This window comes from Rhizobium sp. P1_B8, from assembly GCF_056406515.1.
Window position 1 is genome coordinate 93450 of the sequence record NZ_JBFTZZ010000022.1, and the last position, 20909, is coordinate 114358.

A 20909-nucleotide genomic window follows, 5' to 3' on the forward strand; every position below is an offset into this window, starting at 1 on the left:
CCTCACCTGTTCCGTTATCAATAGGATCATACACTGGTATGATGAGTCAATCACCATATCACTACTTAATCGTTGGAATCACGTTTTTCCGCGATCGCACATTTCGGCCGATGCCGGAGGAAACCATCAGTGCTTCCTCCCCTCACGGATCTGGACGAAATAGCCGTCCGTCCCGACCTGGCCGCCTTTGAGCGCAATCTGCAGGCCGTTGGTCGGCTGATAGTCGCCATGCGCGAGGCAAAGCGGAGAACCCGGCGTCTGGGGAAGCGGAAGAAGCGTCGTCAGCGCGTCGATCTTCAACTGCCTGAGTGCGTGACTTGATGTGTCGCCGCCGGCGACGACCGCACGCGAAAGCCCTTCGTTCTCGATCAGGCGGCGCAAGATCGTGCCGAGCGCGCTTCCGAGCCGGTGACGAGCACCCGGAAGCTTGTCGATGTCGGCGCCCCGGTCTGCAGACGGTCCAAGCGCCGTGTAAAGAATGACGCTCTTGCCTTGCCTGAGCTTCTCGGTTCCCGCCTCTACCGCAGCACTCACCGCGCCCTCGCCTTGCTCCGAGACCAGTGCAAGCGGATCGAGCGCGATACTCTCGAAGCCATTCTCGACAGCCGTCCGGATCTGGCGCTCGGTCGTCGGCGATACGCTGCCCGACACGACGGCGAGGCGGTCGGCCGGGCCGATATCGGGAAACTCGGCTTTGCTTTCGCCGATGAAGCCGCTCCGCCGCCATGCGCTGAGCAGGGCATATTCGACCCCCGAGGAGCCGGCGACGAAGCTCCCCGAGCGGCTGGCGACACGAAGCAACTGCCGACCCGCGGCCTCCTGCGTCGCCTCGGAATCGACATCGATGAGCAGAATCCCCTCGGAACCCGACGCCAGACCGTCGATACCCGCATCGGCGTCAGCCGCGGTGATCGCGATAAGATCGGCGACCAGGACGGGAAGCAGGGTTTGCTTCGACAAGTGAACGGCAAGGTCCGCCTCGTCCATCGGGGTCACCGGATGACGGCTCATGACAGGATGGCGATCGATGCGAAAGACCCGGCCCTGGTAAGCGGCAAAGAGGTTGCCGAATGCCGTGTAGCGCTTCAGTTGCGGCGCGCCGACGATGACCGGTACGACGGATTGCCTGAAGACCGTACGGCCTATTTCGATCGCCTTGCCGATATTGCCGATCTCGGGGCTGGAATCGAAGGTCGAGCAGACCTTGTAGTGGCAGATGGCGGCGCCAAGCGAATTCAGCCATGCGAAAGCGCGCGTAAGGTGCTCTCCCATCCATGCGGGCGTCTCGCTGCGGCTTGTCCCGGCAATGCCGATTGCCCGGCAATCGCTAAAGCGTGCAAGCAGTTCCGGCGTCGGAACGTCGAGGAAGAGCACGGTCGACACACCGTTCGAGGCCAGGGCCTCCATCACATCGGTGGAGCCAGTAAAGTCATCGCCGTAATAGCTGACGAGAAGTCCATCCATCGCGGTCACGCACCCTTGCCGTCGCTAAATTTTGCAATCGAGGCGGCGAGTTCCGGGTGCTCCCTGGCGTAGATCTCTAGCGGGATGTCTGCGACTGCGGCCTGCCAGGCCTGCTGCACCGCGCGAACGCCGGCCGCCGGGCCACCGGGGTGGCTGACGATGCCGCCGCCGCAGAGATAGAGAAGATCGACGGTCCGGCCGGTTCGCTGATAGGTCTCCGGCGCCTGCCCTCCCCACTGGCCCGACCCGGCAACCGGAAGCGGGCAATCCGAGGCATTAAACAGCGGCGTACTGACGGCCTTGAAGGATGAGACGAAGCTGTCGTCCGGCTCCCAATATTTGACCCTGATGCCGTTGATCTGGAATTGGTCGACGCCCAGCAGCCGCCAGAACTGCTGGTAGACCTTGAAATCCATGCCGGCGCCGGGGTCGCGTGTCAGCACGTCCCAACCGTTTCGATGCGCGTGCAGCACCAGATTCGAGCGCTTGCGCAGAAAGCTCATGCCGCCGAAGCCGATCGAGTTGATGTTGACGACGGCGCAGTTGCCGCCGGCCTTGGCGACGATATCGTGGTTGCGCATCATCTCGTCGGGGTCGGCATGCGAGATGCCGAAGGCATACATGACCTTCCTGCCGGTCTTCTGCTCGTGATCGAGAATGCGCGGCATGATCGCCGCAACGCGGTCCCTGAGCGGCGAATAGGCCGGGCTCATCAGTTTTTCGTCATCCTTGATGAAGTCCACGCCGGATGAGATCAGCTCGCCGACGAGTTCCGCCGTCTCGTGTGGCCTGAGGCCAAGCGCCGGCTTGACGATCGTTCCGATGATGGGGCGGCCTTCGACGCCGGTGAGGCGGCGGCTTCCAGGAATGCCGAACTGCGGTCCGGGATGCGCGCTTTTGAAGGCGTCGGGCAGCGTCATGTCGACGATGCGGATGCCGGTCATGCCCTTGATGGAATAAACGCCGCCGATCGCAATGGTCATCAGTGCCGAAAGATCGGTCCCGATCGCCTCCAACGGAAAGGCAATGTCGACATCGGCCCGATTGAGCAGCGTGCCGGCGACCTCGGGCCAGGTCGGATGACGCGCATCTTCGAGTGGGCGGATTGCCAGCACGCGGGCGGCAACACGCGACTTCAGCTCTTCGGTTTCGCCGGGAACGGGCACGAAGGTGCCGGTCGACTGGTCGCTCGCGATCTTGTCCGCCATTGCCTCGACGCTGCCGGGCGTTTCGATACGATAGGTCAGGCTAATCATCATGAAACGGACGGTTGCTCCTCTCGCCGCCACATTGCCATGGCGTCAACTCATGATCTGGTATAATGAGTATTCCAACTTATTGAAAGTAGAATCTTCGCACCCGCAATTTTCGCCGGCGGCTTTGTTCTCGACCCGGAAAACTGTTAGGAGGAAACATTTTGAGCCAGCGAGATGTGATGACACAGCCCCTCGAACAAATCGTCCGCCGGAAACTCTCTGACGAAGTGTTTGATCGACTTGAGCGAATGATCACGTCGGGCGAGCTTCAGCCCGGCGACGAAATGCCCTCCGAGCGCGTACTGATGGAACGCTTCGGCGTCGGCCGGCCGGCGATCAGGGAGGCCATGCAGTCCCTTGCCAACAAAGGTCTCGTCAACATTTCGCACGGTGAGCGGGCGAAGGTCCTCAGGCTGACGGCGAAATCGATATTCCGCCAGGTCGATCTCACCGCCAAGATCATGCTGTCGCAATCGTCGGATTCGTTGGAATACCTCAAGAGCGCCCGCATCTTCTTCGAGCGGGGCATGGCGCGCGAGGCCGCGCAGCGGGCGTCCGCAAATGATATCGCCGACCTCAGGAACATCATCGAACGCCAGCGAATGTCGCTTGGACGGGCCGAAGAGTTCATCGACGCGGACATGGAATTCCACACCCGCATCGCGCAGATATCAGGCAACCCGATCTACGTCGCCGTCAGCGAAGCCATGCTTGCCTGGTTGAAGGAATATCATACCGAAATGCTGATCTGGACCGGCAAGGAAAAGTTCACGCTCGCCGAACACGACGAAATCGTCGACCGCCTTGAAGCAAACGACGTGGATGGCTCGGAAACGGCACTTCTCAAGCATCTCGAGCGGTCGCGAGCGCTTTACGCTAAGTAGTGTCGCGCCTCCATCGCTCGTCTCCTGATCCCATCTCACCGTTGATCCTCGGTCGCGCCCGCGGCTTCTGAAGCTATGGCATATTTGTAAGCAGCAACTGCGGAACAATGACGCGCCGGCGAGGTTCTGAATAATCACGCAAAGATCCTAAGGAGGACATCAGATGCGTATGAAACTCGTAGCAGCTTCGCTTCTTTCCATCGGCATGGCCACGTCTGCCTTCGCCCAATCCAATCCGGCACCGGCCGGCGCCACGATCGATAAAAACCAGGCCGATCAGGGTGGCGGTGCAAGCGGCAATATGAAGGCCAAAAAGCCGATGGCGACCGATACCACCACGACGGGCTCCACGAGCACCGGCACAATGAAAACCGACAGGACCAAGTGCCCCAATCCGGTCAACAACTCCGCCAAACTCCAGACACAAGGCGGCACGAGCAACGCGACCCCGATGGATGAGGCCTGCGCCGCGCATAATAATTGATCGGCCGCTTCACGAAAAAACCCCGCTCCGTGAACTGATCCCCGAGGTTGGATGTCCAATTTTCTGGGGTCAGTTCACGGGGCGGGTTTGTTCGTGAGGAACTCTAGGAAGCCGGCCGCCGAGGCGCTGACCGTCACCGGCGTGATGGTTTAAAGCGCTCCCTTCCTAGCGTTTGCGGACGACAGTGCGGCGCTCCGTCGGTTTCCTGTCGGTTGCCTCTTCTTCGGCGAGTGTTGCCTGCGGCTAGGGGAAGGATCGTGCTGCTTTGCTCACGCGATCAACTGCCGTAGGGGGCTATCTCATCGCGCTCGCCCGCGCGGAAGAAATCAGGTCGACCTTAAAGGCGACCGAGCCATCGAACTCCTCCATGATTTGGTCGGCCTCGGCCGACCGAGCGTACTCGGTGATGATCCGAACGAGCCCCTAGTTCCCGAGATCGGCTGCGTTCGACGCAAACGGTGGCAATCGCGGGCAGGCCCTGCGGAGGACGGCGTCTACGGTCCGTTACCGTACGGCAACGATTAGGACGTCCAGAACTTTCCTTTTCATCCAAGGAGAGAAAAATGACGTCTTTATCTGCAGTACACTCTGCTTCTCATAGCAAACAAACTTCCGCAATCGAACTAAAGATCGTTGAGCTGACGCCGGCATTACGCGCCTTCGCCAGAAGGTTCCTGCGCAACGAGGACGATATCGATGATCTCGTGCAAGAAACACTGATGAAGGCCTTAAACTCGCTCCATCTCTACCACCCAGGCACCTCGCTCAAGTCCTGGCTTTTCACGATTCTTCGAAACACGTTCTGCACCAATTATCGCAAGCAAAGACGGGAGCCGGCTGGACTGGACGTGGCGATGGAACAGGTTTCAATCGCGCCAGCCCAGGAGTGGGCGCTACGGGAGCGGGAGTTGCAACATGCACTAACTCTTCTTCCCGACGACAGGCGCCGCGCCCTAACGCTAGTGGCTACCGGAACGAGTTACGTGGACGCCGCCAGGATGTGTGGGTGCCGAATCGGCACATTGAAAAGCCGCGTGAGCCGCGCCCGCGAGTCCTTGCTGTTGATGCTGGGAAACCAACTCCTTGACTAACCACGCTTGCAGCCAGGAGATTCGATCGGGGAGCTAGCGTCACCGAGGTTTTGCACTTCCAGGTGGGCAACTCCTTATTCCACCCGAGGATTGATGGTTCCGCACCAGGCGTCTCCAGAGCCTTCACGTGATGCTATCGGCTTCGTTGTATGCGAGGGCTGGCTGGGCTTAGTCGCCCGGGGGCCGGCCAGCCAAACAAATAGGCCTGTCCCAATGCGTGTTTCAAGCGCAATTCCGACGCGCTCGGCGGATTTGCCACTCCTTGTACGGCTTTAACATTTGTCCAGGGAAACGTCTTTCTATGGCGCTTTCGGTCAGAACGATTTTTGCGAAGTCTTCGTCATGAGGCGAAGGCTTAACCCAGGTTTCACTGCGGATTTCCAGATCAGCCATCATTGTGAAGAGCTCTTCATCCGTCATCGCCTCGAGAGCGGAGGCAAACGCTCGCTCCGCGACAGCCATAAAATATATCACAGTGCACCTCCTGCCGAGCACGGCGTCTGTGCCCTCAATGCACAGCACGCTCACGGCGGTTTGCTTCTCGGTTACTTTCCAGGAAAATCCTTTTCGGTCGTCGCAGCCGCCGGGCGCCTGTTCTGCGATCCTTCTCTATCGGACGCTCGCAGAGGGGCCGTGGGCGCACTGGCGACAAAGAGGCCGAGTCCGACAGCACCGAGTGCAACGACGAAAGTACCTGCGATGGCAGCGGCCGACCGCTGTCCATCCTGCTTGATCATCCCCAAGCCAATAGCAATTCCCAGGAGAGCTGCTCCGCCCGCAACTACAAAAAGCCAGAGGTAATTCATCGGCTCCACTCCAGATGTTCGGCCACCCAACCCTGAATGACGACGAAGGTTCCCGGCGATCTCACAAACGGCTGCCCTCCGGGTGGGGATATTCGTGTCTTGCGTTTATGCGGCGGATTGACGCACAACTCCCGCGATGATATTCATGTGCTAATTGGTCAGGCCAGTTGACCAGCTGCGCGGCTTGAGGAGAAGCCGCCGGGGAGGCCCACGATGTTTTCGCCTGTTGAATCACGCCGTCTTTATAGGCAGGTTGCGGATCAGATTCGCCTGATGATCGCGAGCGGCGAGCTTGCCGTCGGCCAGCGGCTGCCGGCTGAGCGCGACCTTGCGGAGCAACTGTCGGTCTCACGCCCGACCGTCCGCGAGGCACTGATCGTCCTCGAGGTCGAAGGTCTCGTCAACATCCGCATGGGATCCGGCATCTATGTGGTGCGCCAGCATGCTGCGACCGTCGCTGGCGCCGAGCGCGAGCCGGTGGAGGGGCCTTTCGAGCTGCTGCAGGCGCGAGCCCTCATCGAATGTGCCATAGCCGAAGAAGCTGCCGGTCGCGCAAAGCCGGACGATATCGCTCTGCTCGATGAAACGCTGACGCGCATGGGTGGCGTGGTCAACGATGCGAGCGCAGTGCTCGATGCCGATCGCGCCTTCCACACCGGCATTGCCGCCATCATTGGGAATGCGACATTGATCCGCGTCACGGGCGAGATGTTCGACATGCGCATGACCCCTTATTTCGCAAGGCTCGCCAGCCACTTCGAGGGGCCCACGACATGGCGCAGCGCGCTGGACGAGCATCGCGCCATTCGCGACGCGATCGCCGCCGGCGATGCCGCCGGCGCCAAGGCGGCCATGCGCGCTCATCTCACCATGTCGCAGAAGAGGTTTTCCGAGAGCTTCGGGGAGGAGTTTTCGGGGGAAGAGGAGCGCGGACGCAAGAAGCGGCCGTCGAAAGGAACATCCAAGACTTAACCCAAGCTCGGGAGGAGAGAGCAATGAAAAGCAGACTGGCAACGATACTTTGCACCGCAGCCGCGATCATGGCGAGCAGCGCGATCGCGCAGGCCCAGACAGTGCTGAAATGGGCGCATGTCTATGAAACGTCCGAGCCCTTCCACACGGATTCCGTCTGGGCTGCGGAAGAGATCAACAAGCGCACCGACGGGCGCTACAAGATCGAGGTCTATCCGGCATCGCAGCTCGGCAAGGAAGCAGACATCAACCAGGGCCTCAAGCTCGGGACGGTCGACATCATCATCTCGGGATCGAGCTTTGCGGCACGCGACTACAAGCCGATCGGTGTGACTTACTTCCCCTATATTTTCCGCGGTCCCGATCACCTGATCGCCTACACCAAGAGCGATGTCTTCAAGCGTCTTGCCAAAGGCTATGAAGACAAGACCGGCAACCATATCGCCGCCGTCAGCTATTACGGCACGCGCCATACGACATCAAACAAGGCGATTACCAAATGCGCCGATATGCAGGGCTTGAAGATCCGGGTGCCTGACGTTCCGGCCTATCTCGCCATGCCGCGCGCCTGCGGTGCCAACACGACGCCGATCGCCTTTGCCGAAGTCTATCTCGCTTTGCAGAACGGCACGGTCGAGGCACAGGAAAACCCGCTGACGACAATCGAGGCGAAGAAATTCTACGAGGTCCAGAAGAACATCATCCTCACCGGCCACATCGTCGATCACCTTAACACCGTGATCTCGAAGACGCGGTGGGCAAGCCTTTCCGACGAGGACAAGAAGATCTTCGGCGAGGTCATGCAGGAGGCCGCCGAGCGCACCAGCAAGACGATCGCCGGCAAGGAAAACGGTCTTATTGCGACCTTCAAGGAAAAGGGCCTGAACGTCGCCGAGGTCGACAAGGCCGATTTCGAAAAGGCCGTGATGGAAAAGGTCAAGTTCGAGGATTTCGGCTACGAGAAGGCCGATTGGGAAGCAATCCGCGCGATCCAGTAAAACTCGCGGCGCGGCGCCTTACAGCGCCGGGGGGGGGCTGCAGGCGCCGCGCTCCTTCATTCCGAACTGGAACAGGGCCGATCATGTCGCAAGAAATTCATACGCAAATCACGGCCGAAGAAATCGGTCACGAGTTCGAAGGGCACGCTCCGACCGCAAACGTCTCGGATTACGCCATTGAAGACTGGATCACGCTGATCGTCTTCTGGCTGATGGCGGGTTGCGTCTTCCTGCAGTTCTTCACGCGTTATGTGCTGAACGACAGCTACGCATGGACCGAGGAAATCGCGATCAATTGTCTGATTGGCGTCGTCTTTCTCGGTTCCGTCATGTGCGTGCGCACGTCGCGGCATATCCAGGTGGATGTGTTCTATCACTATATGCCTGCAAGCCTGGCGCGCGTGCTCGCCACTTTTGTCGATATCGTCCGCATCGGCTTCTTCGCCTATGGCTGCCATCTGATGTGGCGCTACGTCGACATCGTGGCGGACGAGCAGATGGTCACGATCGATCTGCCGCGCAACATCGTTTTCTACGCCGTTCTCGTCGCCTTCGCGCTGATGCTGATCCGCGCAGTCGTCGTCTTCATCGCCAATATGCGCCGCGGCTACTCCGTTCTGGAGCGCCCCGAAGAATTCCAGACCGTCGAGGGTTGATCCGATGCTACTTCTTCTTGGCTCGTTTCTGGTGCTGATGCTGGTCGGGGTGCCCGTTGCCATCTCGATGGCCGTCGCATCCGTGCTTTATATCGTCCTCTATGACGTCGCGCCCGACATCATCGTCGCCCAGCGCATGATCGCCGGGGTCGAAAGCTTCCCGTTGCTCGCCGTGCCCTTCTTCATCCTCGCGGGCAACCTGATGAACTCGGCCGGCGTCACCGGCCGCATCTATTCCTTTGCCGTTGCTCTCGTCGGCTGGATGAAGGGCGGTCTCGCGCAAGTCAACATCATCGGTTCGGTCATCTTCTCCGGCATGTCCGGCACGGCGCTGGCCGATGCAGCGGGTATCGGCACGATCGAGATCAAGGCAATGAAGGATCACGGCTATCCGGTCGAGGCAGCGGTCGGCGTGACGGCGGCTTCGGCAACGCTCGGTCCGATCTTCCCGCCGTCGCTGCCTTTCGTGATCTATGGCATGATGGCGAACGTCTCGATCGGCGCTCTTTTCATGGCGGGCATCCTGCCCGGCGTCGTCATGACGCTCCTGATGATGATCACTGTCGCCGCCTTCGCCTACTGGAAGCGCTGGGGCTCCGACGCGCCGTTCGATGTTAGACAGCTGCTGTCGGCGGGGATGGAAATCGTCGTCGTCCTGGCGGTGCCGCTGGCCATCTACCTGCTGATGCAGGCGGGCGTATCGATGAATGTTGCGGCGGGCATTGCCCTTGCCCTGCTTCTTGCTCTCGACTGGTATTTCCGCTTCTCCGCCGTCATGGCGCTGATGACGCCCGTCATCCTGATCGGCGGCATGACAATGGGCTGGTTCACGCCGACAGAGGCCGCCGTCGCAGCCGTCCTCTGGTCTCTGTTCCTCGGTCTGGTGCGTTACCGTACGATGACACCCTCGACGCTTGCCAAGGCAAGTTTCGATACGATCGAGACCACGGCATCGGTTCTCTTCATCGTCACCGCGGCATCGGTCTTCGCCTGGCTGCTGACGGTAAGCCAGGCGGCGCAGCTGCTGTCCGATGCGATCCTCTCGATTACCGACAATAAATGGGTTTTCCTGATCCTCGTGAACCTGCTGATGCTCTTCGTCGGCTGCTTCCTGGACACGATCGCGGCCATCACCATCCTCGTGCCGATCCTTCTGCCGATCGTCCTGAAATTCGGGATCGATCCCGTCCAGTTCGGTCTCATCATGACGCTGAACCTGATGATCGGCCTGCTGCACCCACCGCTCGGCATGGTGCTTTTCGTGTTGTCGAGGGTCGCGAAACTCTCCGTCGAACGCACGACCATGGCGATCCTGCCCTGGCTGGTGCCGCTCTTCCTGGCGCTAATCCTGATCACCTTTGTCCCCGCCGTATCGCTGTGGCTGCCGCAACAGCTTGGACTGTTGAGATAAGGATGGACACCATGCGGACACGTCTGGCACGGCTTTACCAAAAGGGCGATCTCAGGATCGAGACCGATACGGTTGCGGCCCCTGGTCCCGGCGAGGTGCTTCTCAAAATGGCAGCCGCGGGGATTTGCGGCTCCGACCTGCATTATTATCAGGACGGCGGCTTCGGGCCGGTCCGGGTTCGTGAGCCTATCATACCCGGCCACGAGGCCTCGGGGACCGTAAGCCAAGCGGGCGAGGGGGTCGATCTGAAGGCCAGCACGCTGGTGGCGGTCAATCCCAGCCAACCCTGCGGGCATTGCGAATATTGCCAGAAAAACATGCCGATCCACTGCCTGGAAATGCGCTTCATGGGCAGTGCGATGCGCCTGCCGCATGAACAGGGCATGTTCCGGGAATGGCTGGTGGTACCGGCCAAGCAGTGCTTTAAGGTTGGAGCTGCGACGACGGCAGCGGAAGCGGCCTGCAGCGAGCCGCTATCCGTGTGTCTGCATGCCGCATCGCGTGCAGGAGACATTGGCGGCAAACGCGTGCTGGTCACCGGAGCCGGCCCGATCGGCGCCCTGATGGTTGCCGTCGCCTCCTATCATGGCGCAAGCAAGATCGTGGTGACCGATCTCGCGGATGCCGCACTGGATAGGGCGAAAGCGATGGGCGCCAGCCGCACGATCAATGTTTCCAAGGATGCCCCGGCGCTTGCAGAATACGAGGCGGGAAAGGGCTATTTCGATCTCGTATTCGAATGCTCGGCCGCCGCCCCGGCCATCCGCGGCGCGATTGCCGCGATCAGACCACGCGGAACGATCGTGCAGGTCGGCGTCACAGGAGACGTCCCGATCCCTCTCAACGCCATCGTCGGCAAGGAGCTTCAACTCCACGGAACGCAGCGCTTCCACGAGGAGTTCGCGACCGCCGTCGAGCTGATCTCCAGCCGCAAGATCGATGTGCGACCGATCATCAGCCATAGCCTGCCGCTCGAACAAGCCGACGCAGCCTTCATCCTCGCCGGCGACCGCGCGGCCGCCTGCAAGGTGCAACTGACTTTTTAGTCCAGGGCGGTTGCCGCTCCGTCGACGGAGCGGAGTAAGAGATTGGCTCCTGTTGATAGGCAATTAGGCGCCGCTTGATGATCGCGGTTCAGCGCCGGCCCCTCGTGCGCGTCGCCAGAACATTGCGGATCGAGAAGCTGGAATGGATCCTGAGGACGCCGGGCAAGGTCGAAAGGATCTCTTTGTGGATCCGCTCGAACTCGCCCGCATTGGCGACCTCCACCCGCAATAGGTAGTCCGAACCGCCCGTCATCAGAAAACATTCCCGGATCTCTGGATGCCGGCGGACCGCCGCCTCGAGGCGATCGAGATAGTCCTCCGTCTGCCGCTCTAGGGTGATGTTGATGATCACGGCGATCATCTCGTCCGCATTGCCGGTGTCTACAAGCACCGTATAGCCACGGATCACGCCTGATTTTTCCATGATCTTGATGCGTCTGAGACAGGCCGATGGAGAGAGACCGATCTCGGCGGCGAGCTTGGCATTGCTCATGCGGGCATCGAGGCGCAGCAGTCTCAGGATATTGCGATCGATGGAGTCGAGAGCGGGCATGAGAGATCGTTCCAAAGTTTCGTTGATTATGCGGCAAATAGGCAAATTGGACAATAATCGACTACTGAATGATAGGCAATTTCGCTCATTATTTCATAAACTCCCTGACATCGAAAAGGGATGGACATGGATAGCGATATTTTGGTTTCCCGCACACGAACTGCCACGACCGCGCAGGGAGCCACGGGCTATCTGACGATCGATCTTGCCGCCCTCGGCCGTAACTATCGCAAGCTGGTATCGATGCTGGCACCGGTCCGCGCGGGCGCCGTCGTCAAGGCCGATGCCTATGGTCTCGGCGCCGAGCGGGTCGCGAGAAGGCTCTATGGCGAAGGTTGTAGGCATTTCTTCGTCGCCCAGTTTGTCGAGGCCGTGAGGCTCCGGCCGGCCCTTGCGCCGGGCGCTCAGATTTTCGTGCTGAACGGATTGCAGCCGGGCAACGAAATCGCCTGTGCTGAGATGGGCATCGTCCCGGTCCTCAATTCGCTGGCGCAGTGGCGGCAATGGTCAGCGGCCGCGCGCATTCTGAAGCGCTGCCTGCCGGCCGTCCTGCAGTTCGACACTGGCATGTCGCGGCTCGGTTTTCCCAGGGAAGAGCAAGCAGAGCTGGCGGCGGCTCTTCGCGATGGCACCAATGTCGAAATCCTGTTCATCATGAGCCATCTGGCGTCGGCCGATGACATGGACAGCGAGCAGAACGGCGAGCAGTTTGCCGAAATGTCCCGTATTGCCGATGAATTTCCGGGTTTCGATATTTCCTTCGCCAATTCCGGCGGCGTTTTCCTGGGCGAGGCCTATCACGGCGTGCTCGCCCGCCCCGGCATCGCGCTTTATGGCGGCGCTCCGAATGCCGGCGAGAAGAACCCGATGGAGCCGGTCGTCAGCCTTGATGTCGCCGTCGTACAGACGCGCAGCGTGCCGGCGGGGGCCAAGGTCGGTTATGGCGGCGCGCATGCCGCGCAGCGGGAAACACGTCTCGCCACCATTGCCGCCGGCTACGCCGATGGGTTGCCGCGGAGCCTCAGCGACTGCGGCGCCGTTTATTTCAAGGGCATTCGCCTGCCGATCGTCGGCCGCGTGTCGATGGACAGCGCGACCGTCGACATATCAGCGCTGCCTGAAGGCGCTCTGACCTTCGGTAGCCTTGTCGAAGTACTAGGCCGCCATCAGACGCTCGAGGACATTGCCCGCGACGCCGGCACCATTTCTTACGAAATCCTAACCGGCCTGGGCGATCGTTACGACAGGCAATATCGCTAAGAGCCGGCGGCTCCATCATTGGGAACATCATGAAGGTCATCGTTCTAGGAGCCGGCATCGTCGGCGTCACATCCGCTTATCAACTGGCCAAGGCCGGCCATGACGTCACCGTCGTTGACCGGCAGTCGGGTCCGGCGCTGGAGACGAGCTTTGCCAATGCCGGGGAAGTCTCCTTCGGTTATTGCTCACCATGGGCAGCGCCCGGCATTCCTATGAAGGCCATGAAGTGGCTGTTCATGAAACATGCCCCGCTCATCCTGCGCCCGAAGTTAGACATGGCCATGCTCTCCTGGATGGCAAGGATGCTGTCGAACTGTACCTCCGAGCGCTATGCGATCAACAAAAGCCGCATGCTGCGCCTTGCCGATTACAGCCGCATCGCGCTCGCCGAACTTCGCGCCGAGACCGGCATCGCCTATGACGAACGCATGCAAGGAACCCTGCAACTGTTCCGCACGCAGCAGCAGCTTGAGGCCTCGGCAAAGGATGTCAAGGCGCTGGCTGCCGACGGCATTCCCTATGAGGTGCTGGACCGAGACGGCTGTGTCCGCTTCGAACCGGCGCTCAAGCACGTGCGCGACAAGATTGTCGGCGGTCTGCTGACGCCGAAGGACGAAACCGGCGATTGCTTCAAGTTCACCAATGCGCTCGCGGCCAAAGCCGCGGCGCTCGGCGTCCGCTTCGCCTATGGGACGACCATCAAGGCGCTGGATGTCGAAGCCGGCCGGGTGCGTGGGGTCATCACCGATCGTGAGCGGATGAGCGCGGAGGCGGTGGTGGTCGCGCTCGGCAGCTATTCGCCGCTGCTGCTCAAGCCGCTCGGCATCCGGCTGCCAGTCTATCCCGTCAAGGGCTATTCGCTCACCATCCCGATCACCGATGCGTCACGCGCGCCGGAATCGACCGTCATGGACGAGACCTACAAGATCGCGATCACCCGGCTCGGCGACCGCATCCGCGTCGGCGGCATGGCTGAAATATCAGGCTATACCAATGATCTCGGCCTGGCCCGCCGCAGCACGCTGGAACATTCAGTTACCGATCTCTTCCCCGGTGGCGATATTTCCAAGGCCTCCTTCTGGTCCGGCCTGCGGCCAATGACGCCGGATGGCACGCCGGTCATCGGCCCGACAAAAGTCGCCGGCCTCTTTCTCAATACCGGCCACGGCACGCTTGGCTGGACCATGAGCACCGGTTCGGCGCGGCTCATCGGCGATCTCGTCAGCGGCCGCCTGCCGGAAATCGACGCGAAGGATCTCGCCATCAGCCGCTACGGCTTAAACCGCCCGGGCAACACAAAGGAGGGATGAAATGATTACGCAAATCGATTATCACTTGTGTGTCTCGTCTTTCGAGGTCCCGAATGTCGGTTAATTCTCATATCCGGAACAATGGCGATCTCACCCGACAACTGGCGGCGCAGAGCATGTCGTTTCGGGAAACGGCGCACAGCGGAACAGACCCGGACGAGCTCTCGGAAATATTGTCGACGCCAAACTCCCCGATCAAGGTTGCGGCGGAAGGCAATATGCCCATTGCATACCGCTGCAATTTTGTCTCCGTAGGAGAAGAGGTAACCGTAGCCGACTGCACCTACGAAGGCACGATCTTGATCAGGCGGGAGGCGCCCAGCGACAGGATGATCGTTTTTCTACCGATGGAAGGGAACGCATCCTTCGAAGGAATGCGGGAGCAAATATACTCTGTTCCCGCGCGTGGAACGATCCTTGAGGCAGGTCGTGCCGCGGGTGCTCGCCTGTTTGGCCCCCGCCGTCATTTCGGCCTGTTCGTCGATCAGGCAAAGGTCATCAGCCACCTCACGCAGATGTTCGAACGAACGATCAGCGGCGACATCGATTTTTATCCTCACATCGATCTGACGACCGGTCCGGGGCTTGTATTGCAGCAGCTTGTCTCGAGCCTCCATCGCGGCCTTAGCGGCAACGGACCGCTGAAACGGTCGCCGCTGGCCGTCGGCTCGCTCTGCGACGCGGCGATCTACCTGCTTCTGGAAAGCTGCCCCAATCGCTATTCGAACCAGCTTGCGCTGCCGGCTCCGGCACCAGCCCCACGCCATGTGAAATGGGCGATCGACTTCATGCAGGAACACATCGCCGAGCCGATTTCGCTCAACGATATCGCGATGGCCGCCAAGGTAAGCGTTCGCACTTTGCAACAGGGTTTCCGGCAGTTCAGGGATACAACCCCGATGGCCTACCTGCATGAGCTTCGGATGGCCGCGGCCCATCGCGATTTGCTCGCGTCTGACGCGAAGCAAGGCATTGCCGACGTCGCGCTCAGATGGGGATTTACGCATCTGGGGCGGTTTGCTGCCGAATACAGGAAGCGTTTCGGCCAACTACCGTCACAGACCTTGAAGCGCTGAGCTCCGTCGACGATGGACCAGGCGTCCGATCGCCGACGGGAGCGGCACGCGGGATGCGAATCTATGCCGAGCGCTTCAGGGCATCGCCAAGTGTCGAAACAATCCTGTCGATCTGGGTTTTCTCGATAATGAGCGGCGGGGAAAGGGCGATAATGTCGCCGGTCACCCGGATCAGCAGGCCCTTGTTGAAGCAGTCGACGAAGATTTCGTAGGCGCGGGTTCCCGGCGCGCCGTCACGGGGAGCCAGTTCGACTGCGCCGACCAGTCCGAGATTGCGGATGTCGACGACGTGAGGGAGGCCCGTCAGCGAATGGAGGGCCTCTTGCCAATACTCGGCCAAATCGGCTGCGCGGGTCAGCAGGCCTTCTTCCTCGTAGATCTCCAGAGTAGCGAGCCCGGCCGCGCAGGCGACCGGATGGCCGGAATAGGTGTAGCCATGGAAGAGTTCGATCGCGTTATCAGGTCCGACCATCAGGCCGTCATAGACCGTGCGGCTGGCAAAGACCGCGCCCATCGGGATCGTGCCGTTGGTGATGCCTTTTGCCGTAGTGATTAGGTCGGGCACGACGCCGAAGTAGTCGGTTGCGAAAGGGGTCCCGAGACGCCCGAAGCCGGTGATGACCTCGTCGAAGATCAGCAGGATTCCGTGCTTGTCGGCGGTTGCGCGCAGCTTCTCCAGATAGCCCTTCGGAGGCAGAACGACGCCTGCCGATCCCGACATCGGCTCGACGATGACGGCTGCGATGGTTTCGGCGCCGTGCAGCTGCACCAGGCGCTCGAGATCGTCCGCGAGTTCCACGCCATGAGCGGGAAGGCCCTTTGAAAATGCATTGCGCTCGATGTCGAGCGTATGGCGCATATGGTCGGCCGGTATTTGCGGGAAGGCCCGCCGGTTGTTGACGAGACCGCCGACGGAAATGCCGCCGAACCCGACGCCATGATATCCCTTCTCACGCCCGATGGTCCGCGTGCGGGTGCCCTGGCCGATCGCCCGCTGATAGGCGATGGCAATCTTGAGCGCCGTATCGACTGATTCCGAGCCTGAGCCGGTGAAGAAGATCCTGTCGAGCTTGGCTTGCGGGCCGCCCGGCGCGTTCGCAGCCAATTTCGAGGCGAAGTCGAAGGCGATCGGATGCCCCATCTGGAAGGTCGGTGCATAATCCAGCGTTGCAAGCTGTCGTTCGACGGCTTGGGAAATCTTCTTGCGGCCGTGGCCGGCGTTGCAGCACCAGAGGCCGGCCGTGCCGTCAAGCACCTGATTTCCATCAATGTCGGTGTAATACATGCCCTCAGCTGCTGCGAGAAGCCGCGGCGTTGCCTTGAACTGCCGGTTCGCGGTGAACGGCATCCAGAAATTTTCAAGTACGGGTGCGTTCGTTTTGCTGAGCTGGTCCATACTGGCCTCCGTTGGGGTGGCGCCGAGAATGGCAATTTCTCCCTTTCAAACAAGTCCTTTTCTTTGTCAATGCAAACTGTTGAAAGTAAACGGGTGTGAGGCTATGATTTTGGATATTCTGGACAACGCAAACGAATCGCTTCATGTCAGTCGATATCGGCAACCGCCTTCGCCATCTCCGCATCGCCCATAAGCTTTCCCAGCGTGAGCTCGCCAAGCGCACCGGAGTGCCCAATTCGACGATCTCGCTGATCGAATCGAACGCCTCCAACCCGTCGGTCGGAGCCTTGAAGCGAATTCTGGACGGCATCCCAATCGGCCTGGCGGAGTTCTTCGCCTTCGAGCCCGAGCGCCCAAGGAAGGCCTTCTATGCGGCCGAGGAACTGGTGGAGATCGGCAAGGGCGCCATCTCCTACAGGCAGGTTGGGGAAAACCTGTTCGGGCGCAGCTTGCAAATCCTCAAGGAATGCTACCAGCCGGGCGCCGACACCGGAAAGGTTCCCCTTGTTCACGAGGGCGAAGAGGGCGGGATCGTGCTCTCGGGAAGGCTCGAGGTGACGGTCGATGACGAGCGGCGGATCCTCGGGCCGGGTGACGCCTACTATTTCGAAAGCAGGCGCCCTCATCGCTTCCGCTGCGTCGGACCGGTGCCCTGCGAGGTCATCAGCGCCTGTACGCCGCCGACGTTCTAGTTCCTGCCCTCGATCCGGGCAAGCACGCCGTCGAGTGCAGCGGTCAGAGCGGCAAGGCCGCCCTTCTTCTCGAAGTCTGAGTAAACCTGCTCGTTCAGTCCGCCCTTGGTCGCGAATTCGCGGCTCAACGCGCTGAACGGTTCGTTGCCGGGGCTGTTCGCTTTCTGCGCGAGGCTTGCAAAGAGCGGGGCAATGTAGGCTTGCCCCTTCGATTTTTCGAGGCCGCTTCTTTCCAGCCAGACGGCAACCTGCTCCATGATGCCGAAATAGGTCGACATCATTGCGCTCGCTGCGGCGAGAAGATCATATTCCTTCCTCGACTGGCATTGGACAGCCGTTCCGAGCGCATCGAAAAGCGCTGTGACGGCGGTATCGGGCGGATAGATGGCAGTGACGCCTTGCCGACGTGCGACGAAGGGCAGTGGAATCGCCTGCACGAGATGTACCTCGGCGGCGATCCATTCGGAGAGGGCCTGGCGCTCCGTCGCCGCAACGAGACTGACGACCATTTGGCCATCCCGGAACGATAGCGCGCGCACGACCTCCTCGGCGACCTGCGGCCGTATCGCCAGGAACACCATCTCGCTGCGCTCGACGACGTCCTGATTGTCCTTGGCAATTCTCACGGCGGCGAATTCGTCAGCCAGCGTCGCGGCGATGTGAGCGCTGCGTGGAGACAGGTGAATCTCGGATGCATAGGCCGGTTCAGTGAGAAGCCCGCGAACCATCGCTTCGGTAATCGCGCCGGTGCCGACGAACCCAATAGTCTTGACTTTCACGTGATTACTCCGCAGCCCGCAACGGGCCTAGTGCGACATCGGTCGAGTAGTTCTCGCGCATTTTCGCTTGATTTGCCGACCATGCTGCCGACCTGACTCTCCAGCCAATATGCGCCGAGATGAAAATAACAGAAACAGCCGGGGCCGACGAGACTCTTCGGCCGCTGCGCTTTCCCTGTATCGCCCGGTGACGGCGCAATCTCCATTCATGATCCTGCTTTCGTTTCGGAATTCATACGCTTACAAGGTCGTGGCCTGTGAACATTCCACCAACGGAAGGTCTCATGAATCTCATGCGTCGCACGCTCCTTGGGTCCATATGGGCGATGATCGGCTGGAAGGCGTCGTTGGCCAAGCAATCCGGTCCTGAAACCGGCGAGGAAACCAAGGCACAAGCCGAGGCCTCATCGGTAACGCCCCGGCATGTCCTCTGCTTTCTCGGAAAGGATCGTGATCTCAGCCACCTGTCCGAGGCGGCATCGCAGGCGATCGCTGACTTTGCCGGCGGGTTCAGCGTCGACGAGAACTACTCGCAGGCCGAGCCCGACGATCGCATGAGCCGGTCCTTCGCCGTGTGCTGGGACCGGGTCGAACCCGATGCGTGGGGTCCTGAAGACGAGGACGCCGTCGCCCATCATCAATCTGTCCTCTATGTGCTCGGCCCGAGCATGGAGCAGGGGGAGACCGTGACGGTTTCGATGGCGGCTCTCCTTCTTGTCGAACGGTTGATCGGCGCAGGCGCGGTAGCCGTCAAGGGCGAATCCGCCGGTATAGCCCATGGGCTGGATCGATGGAGAGAGCTGATCCGGCAAGGCGCCGCCGCTGTGAAAGCCGCGGACTCTCTTGCCCAGCAGCGGATCGGCCGTCTGGCCTTCGCGAAGCGGCCGCTGTCGGCGCGCGGATATCTGGAAAGCGTCGGCTTCCATCTCGTCGGATTGCCCGAGGTCTATGTGCCTGAGACGGCCGGCAACGAAAGACAGGTCGTCGCCATCATCGATGCGGTTGCCGAGGAGATCGCCGGGCGGGGTCTCGACCTGACGCTGAAGGAACGCCACGCAAGCCTCTCCTTCGATTCCACCTACGAAGTCGACGAGTTCAAATTCAATCCATACGGCATCGTCAGGCTTGCCGAGTGAGCCGCTCCGCTCAATAGAGGCTGTAGTGATAATCGTAGCTGCGGAACCAGAGCCGCGGTTTTTTCGGCTCGTCGAAACTGAGCTGCAGCAGATTGCGCGGATGGGCGCTGTCAATGACCAGCTCGTCATCGGTCTCGGGATGAGCGGCCTGGGACAGCGCGAAGCGCTGGAACGCGTTGGTGAGCGCGGCTTCCGCGCTCTTCGGTTGATAGTCGTCGTCGAGCGGCAGCTCGGGCTCGTCTACGTGCTCCTGATGCAGCCAATACCACACGCGTTCATTGGGTGTGGCAGGCCGGGCGCCGGGGTTGCCCTTGTCGCCCCAGCTGTTGGTCTGCTCGTGCAGGCTGACGCCTGCCGGATCCCAGGCGAGGGCGCCAAGGCCGTCGCCTACCTCGATGAGCACAGCCACGCTGCGGTCGTAGCGAGCCAGTACGGTCTCCGGCAGCAACGTGTCCAATTCGGTCGGGCCGCCGATGCGCGTATAACAGCAATTCGCTCACCGTCCCGAGATCCTGTGGCGCCACGAAATAGGAGTCGTCGATCTGTATGTCCGCTTCGACCAGCAGTTGGCGCAGCGGCGCGGGCAGTTGAACATCCAGGCGTCGTTCCAGCTGCTGGAAAGCCGCTTCCGCCAGTTCGGTTTTCTCGGCAAAAGCCCGCACCCGTTCGGCCGCGAGCCGTCATAGAGCGTCGCCGAAATCGGGGCCATGTCGCGCACGGTCCATGTCTTCGAGAACGATCCGGCCCGGCCCTCGGCATCCCTCAGCGAGCCGCGCGGTTGCAGCCGCTTCAGTCCCGGTGGCAAGTTGAACACCAGTGCGGGCAGTTTTTTCAAGCCGGGAAGCGTCGCCGTGTCGTTCAGCTGGGCTACCACCTTGCCATCCAACACGACGTCAGCGGTCACCTGCTCCCCGACACCGAGCCAAGGGTGGATGCCAGCCCTGCCTTCGCGGCCCTCGGCGTTCTGCGGAGATTGGTTCTCCGCCGCCGCAGGCATGCCGGCTCCAAACATTGCCGACAGTGCTGCCCATAGCCCTGTCAGAGAGGATCGCCGTTGCAGCCTCTCGCTCATGCTCACTCCGTCTGCAGTTCCAGTGTCTTGGCAAGCTCTTCGTAAAGGTGGGCAGATCCCGCATTGTTCTCGCCAGCATATTTGGCGCTGACCGACCGCGCGGCCTCAGCTGCGATACGAAAGGCGTCTATCCGGTTCTGCGGGTCAGGCTCGGCTCCACCGCCGATGTCGCCATCGCTGAAACTGCTGGCTCTGTATCCGTCGCCCAGATCGACGACGCCGATCTGGGGGACTCCATCCTTCATCCGGCCGAAAAAGGCAGGCCCGGGCCGGTCGCCATCCCGGCGACGCAGCATCCCTTCTCCAGACGCCTTGCCGTCGACACAGGCTCCGATCCAGAAGGTGGGGCCGCTGGTCAGGGATGCCGGCGCGACGAATTTGCATTGACTGCCCGGATCCTGGGACCAATGAAGATCGGCCGGTGCTGCCCCGCCAGTGCCATTCAAATACAAAATCATCACCAGCGCGATCGGCACGATAACAGGCGACCGCCGTATGCCGCCCAAAACTCGTTTTGCCATGATTTCGTGCTCCCTTGGTGAAGGGGCCTTCCATATCGTTCACAAT

General features: G+C 60.9%; 22 protein-coding genes. 13 read left to right on the plus strand and 9 right to left on the minus strand.

What is annotated here, in order from left to right:
* Positions 1 to 126 precede the first annotated feature (126 nt).
* On the minus strand, positions 127 to 1464 hold the full coding sequence (locus AC1D2N_RS24310; RefSeq protein WP_018516937.1) for a four-carbon acid sugar kinase family protein: 1338 nt from the start codon (positions 1462 to 1464) through the stop codon (positions 127 to 129).
* 5 nt (positions 1465 to 1469) lie between these two features.
* Positions 1470 to 2723 carry a 3-oxo-isoapionate-4-phosphate decarboxylase OiaX gene (oiaX, locus tag AC1D2N_RS24315; protein ID WP_477982166.1) on the minus strand — a complete coding sequence of 418 codons (1254 nt, stop codon included), beginning with the start codon at positions 2721 to 2723 and terminating at the stop codon, positions 1470 to 1472.
* 176 nt (positions 2724 to 2899) lie between these two features.
* Here oiaX and AC1D2N_RS24320 point away from each other — a divergent pair, with 176 nt between their 5' ends.
* From AC1D2N_RS24320 to AC1D2N_RS24330, 3 genes are all read left to right on the plus strand, one after another.
* Positions 2900 to 3604, plus strand: coding sequence for a transcriptional regulator NanR (locus AC1D2N_RS24320; protein WP_018245449.1), 705 nt, complete (start codon positions 2900 to 2902; stop codon positions 3602 to 3604).
* Between the two features lie 163 nt (positions 3605 to 3767).
* Positions 3768 to 4088 carry a hypothetical protein gene (locus AC1D2N_RS24325; protein ID WP_018516939.1) on the plus strand — a complete coding sequence of 107 codons (321 nt, stop codon included), beginning with the start codon at positions 3768 to 3770 and terminating at the stop codon, positions 4086 to 4088.
* 563 nt (positions 4089 to 4651) lie between these two features.
* Positions 4652 to 5179, plus strand: coding sequence for a sigma-70 family RNA polymerase sigma factor (locus AC1D2N_RS24330; RefSeq protein WP_018516940.1), 528 nt, complete (start codon positions 4652 to 4654; stop codon positions 5177 to 5179).
* A gap of 222 nt (positions 5180 to 5401) precedes the next feature.
* Here AC1D2N_RS24330 and AC1D2N_RS24335 read toward each other — a convergent pair whose 3' ends face one another.
* Positions 5402 to 5641, minus strand: coding sequence for a hypothetical protein (locus tag AC1D2N_RS24335; protein WP_032990312.1), 240 nt, complete (start codon positions 5639 to 5641; stop codon positions 5402 to 5404).
* A gap of 557 nt (positions 5642 to 6198) precedes the next feature.
* Between AC1D2N_RS24335 and AC1D2N_RS24340 the strand changes: the two genes are divergently transcribed.
* The 5 genes from AC1D2N_RS24340 to AC1D2N_RS24360 all read left to right on the plus strand — a co-directional run bounded on the left by AC1D2N_RS24340 (position 6199) and on the right by AC1D2N_RS24360 (position 11068).
* A complete protein-coding gene (locus AC1D2N_RS24340) occupies positions 6199 to 6957 on the plus strand; it encodes a FadR/GntR family transcriptional regulator (RefSeq protein WP_018516943.1) in 759 nt (252 codons plus the stop codon).
* Positions 6958 to 6980: 23 nt separating this feature from the next.
* Positions 6981 to 7955: a sialic acid TRAP transporter substrate-binding protein SiaP gene (locus tag AC1D2N_RS24345; protein ID WP_018516944.1), complete on the plus strand. Its 975-nt coding sequence runs from the start codon at positions 6981 to 6983 to the stop codon at positions 7953 to 7955.
* A gap of 83 nt (positions 7956 to 8038) precedes the next feature.
* Positions 8039 to 8611 carry a TRAP transporter small permease gene (locus AC1D2N_RS24350; RefSeq protein ID WP_018516945.1) on the plus strand — a complete coding sequence of 191 codons (573 nt, stop codon included), beginning with the start codon at positions 8039 to 8041 and terminating at the stop codon, positions 8609 to 8611.
* Between the two features lie 4 nt (positions 8612 to 8615).
* Positions 8616 to 10022: a TRAP transporter large permease gene (locus AC1D2N_RS24355; protein WP_018516946.1), complete on the plus strand. Its 1407-nt coding sequence runs from the start codon at positions 8616 to 8618 to the stop codon at positions 10020 to 10022.
* Between the two features lie 11 nt (positions 10023 to 10033).
* A complete protein-coding gene (locus AC1D2N_RS24360; RefSeq protein ID WP_026242349.1) occupies positions 10034 to 11068 on the plus strand; it encodes an L-idonate 5-dehydrogenase in 1035 nt (344 codons plus the stop codon).
* A gap of 88 nt (positions 11069 to 11156) precedes the next feature.
* Here the strand turns inward: AC1D2N_RS24360 and AC1D2N_RS24365 are convergent, their stop codons facing one another.
* Positions 11157 to 11621, minus strand: coding sequence for an Lrp/AsnC family transcriptional regulator (locus tag AC1D2N_RS24365; RefSeq protein WP_018516948.1), 465 nt, complete (start codon positions 11619 to 11621; stop codon positions 11157 to 11159).
* Between the two features lie 126 nt (positions 11622 to 11747).
* On the opposite strand from AC1D2N_RS24365, the gene alr reads away from it, so the two are divergent.
* Genes alr through AC1D2N_RS24380 form a run of 3 tightly spaced genes read left to right on the plus strand, consistent with a single transcriptional unit; the run spans position 11748 to position 15267 of the window.
* On the plus strand, positions 11748 to 12881 hold the full coding sequence (gene alr / locus AC1D2N_RS24370) for an alanine racemase (RefSeq protein WP_026242350.1): 1134 nt from the start codon (positions 11748 to 11750) through the stop codon (positions 12879 to 12881).
* Positions 12882 to 12910: 29 nt separating this feature from the next.
* The gene (locus tag AC1D2N_RS24375; protein WP_018516950.1) at positions 12911 to 14191 is read left to right on the plus strand and encodes a D-amino acid dehydrogenase; all 1281 of its coding nucleotides are present in this window, start codon (positions 12911 to 12913) and stop codon (positions 14189 to 14191) included.
* A gap of 53 nt (positions 14192 to 14244) precedes the next feature.
* On the plus strand, positions 14245 to 15267 hold the full coding sequence (locus AC1D2N_RS24380) for a helix-turn-helix transcriptional regulator (RefSeq protein WP_018516951.1): 1023 nt from the start codon (positions 14245 to 14247) through the stop codon (positions 15265 to 15267).
* Between the two features lie 61 nt (positions 15268 to 15328).
* Here the strand turns inward: AC1D2N_RS24380 and aptA are convergent, their stop codons facing one another.
* On the minus strand, positions 15329 to 16663 hold the full coding sequence (gene aptA, locus AC1D2N_RS24385) for an omega-aminotransferase AptA (protein ID WP_018516952.1): 1335 nt from the start codon (positions 16661 to 16663) through the stop codon (positions 15329 to 15331).
* Positions 16664 to 16806: 143 nt separating this feature from the next.
* Here aptA and AC1D2N_RS24390 point away from each other — a divergent pair, with 143 nt between their 5' ends.
* Positions 16807 to 17355 (plus strand): cupin domain-containing protein, encoded by a 549-nt coding sequence (locus tag AC1D2N_RS24390; RefSeq protein WP_018245416.1) that lies wholly within the window; start codon positions 16807 to 16809, stop codon positions 17353 to 17355.
* Here AC1D2N_RS24390 and AC1D2N_RS24395 read toward each other — a convergent pair.
* Entirely contained in the window at positions 17352 to 18134 is a 783-nt protein-coding gene (locus AC1D2N_RS24395) for a pyrroline-5-carboxylate reductase (RefSeq protein ID WP_018516953.1), read from the minus strand. The genes AC1D2N_RS24390 and AC1D2N_RS24395 overlap by 4 nt on opposite strands.
* A gap of 284 nt (positions 18135 to 18418) precedes the next feature.
* On the opposite strand from AC1D2N_RS24395, the gene AC1D2N_RS24400 reads away from it, so the two are divergent.
* Positions 18419 to 19270, plus strand: coding sequence for a hypothetical protein (locus tag AC1D2N_RS24400; protein WP_018516954.1), 852 nt, complete (start codon positions 18419 to 18421; stop codon positions 19268 to 19270).
* 10 nt (positions 19271 to 19280) lie between these two features.
* Here AC1D2N_RS24400 and AC1D2N_RS24405 read toward each other — a convergent pair whose 3' ends face one another.
* The 3 genes from AC1D2N_RS24405 to AC1D2N_RS24415 are packed head-to-tail and all read right to left on the minus strand — an operon-like array spanning position 19281 to position 20863.
* Positions 19281 to 19727 carry a hypothetical protein gene (locus tag AC1D2N_RS24405; RefSeq protein ID WP_197728313.1) on the minus strand — a complete coding sequence of 149 codons (447 nt, stop codon included), beginning with the start codon at positions 19725 to 19727 and terminating at the stop codon, positions 19281 to 19283.
* A gap of 39 nt (positions 19728 to 19766) precedes the next feature.
* Positions 19767 to 20342 (minus strand): hypothetical protein, encoded by a 576-nt coding sequence (locus AC1D2N_RS24410; RefSeq protein ID WP_197728314.1) that lies wholly within the window; start codon positions 20340 to 20342, stop codon positions 19767 to 19769.
* A 2-nt stretch (positions 20343 to 20344) separates the two neighbouring features.
* Positions 20345 to 20863 (minus strand): hypothetical protein, encoded by a 519-nt coding sequence (locus AC1D2N_RS24415; RefSeq protein ID WP_050566329.1) that lies wholly within the window; start codon positions 20861 to 20863, stop codon positions 20345 to 20347.
* Positions 20864 to 20909: the final 46 nt, after the last annotated feature.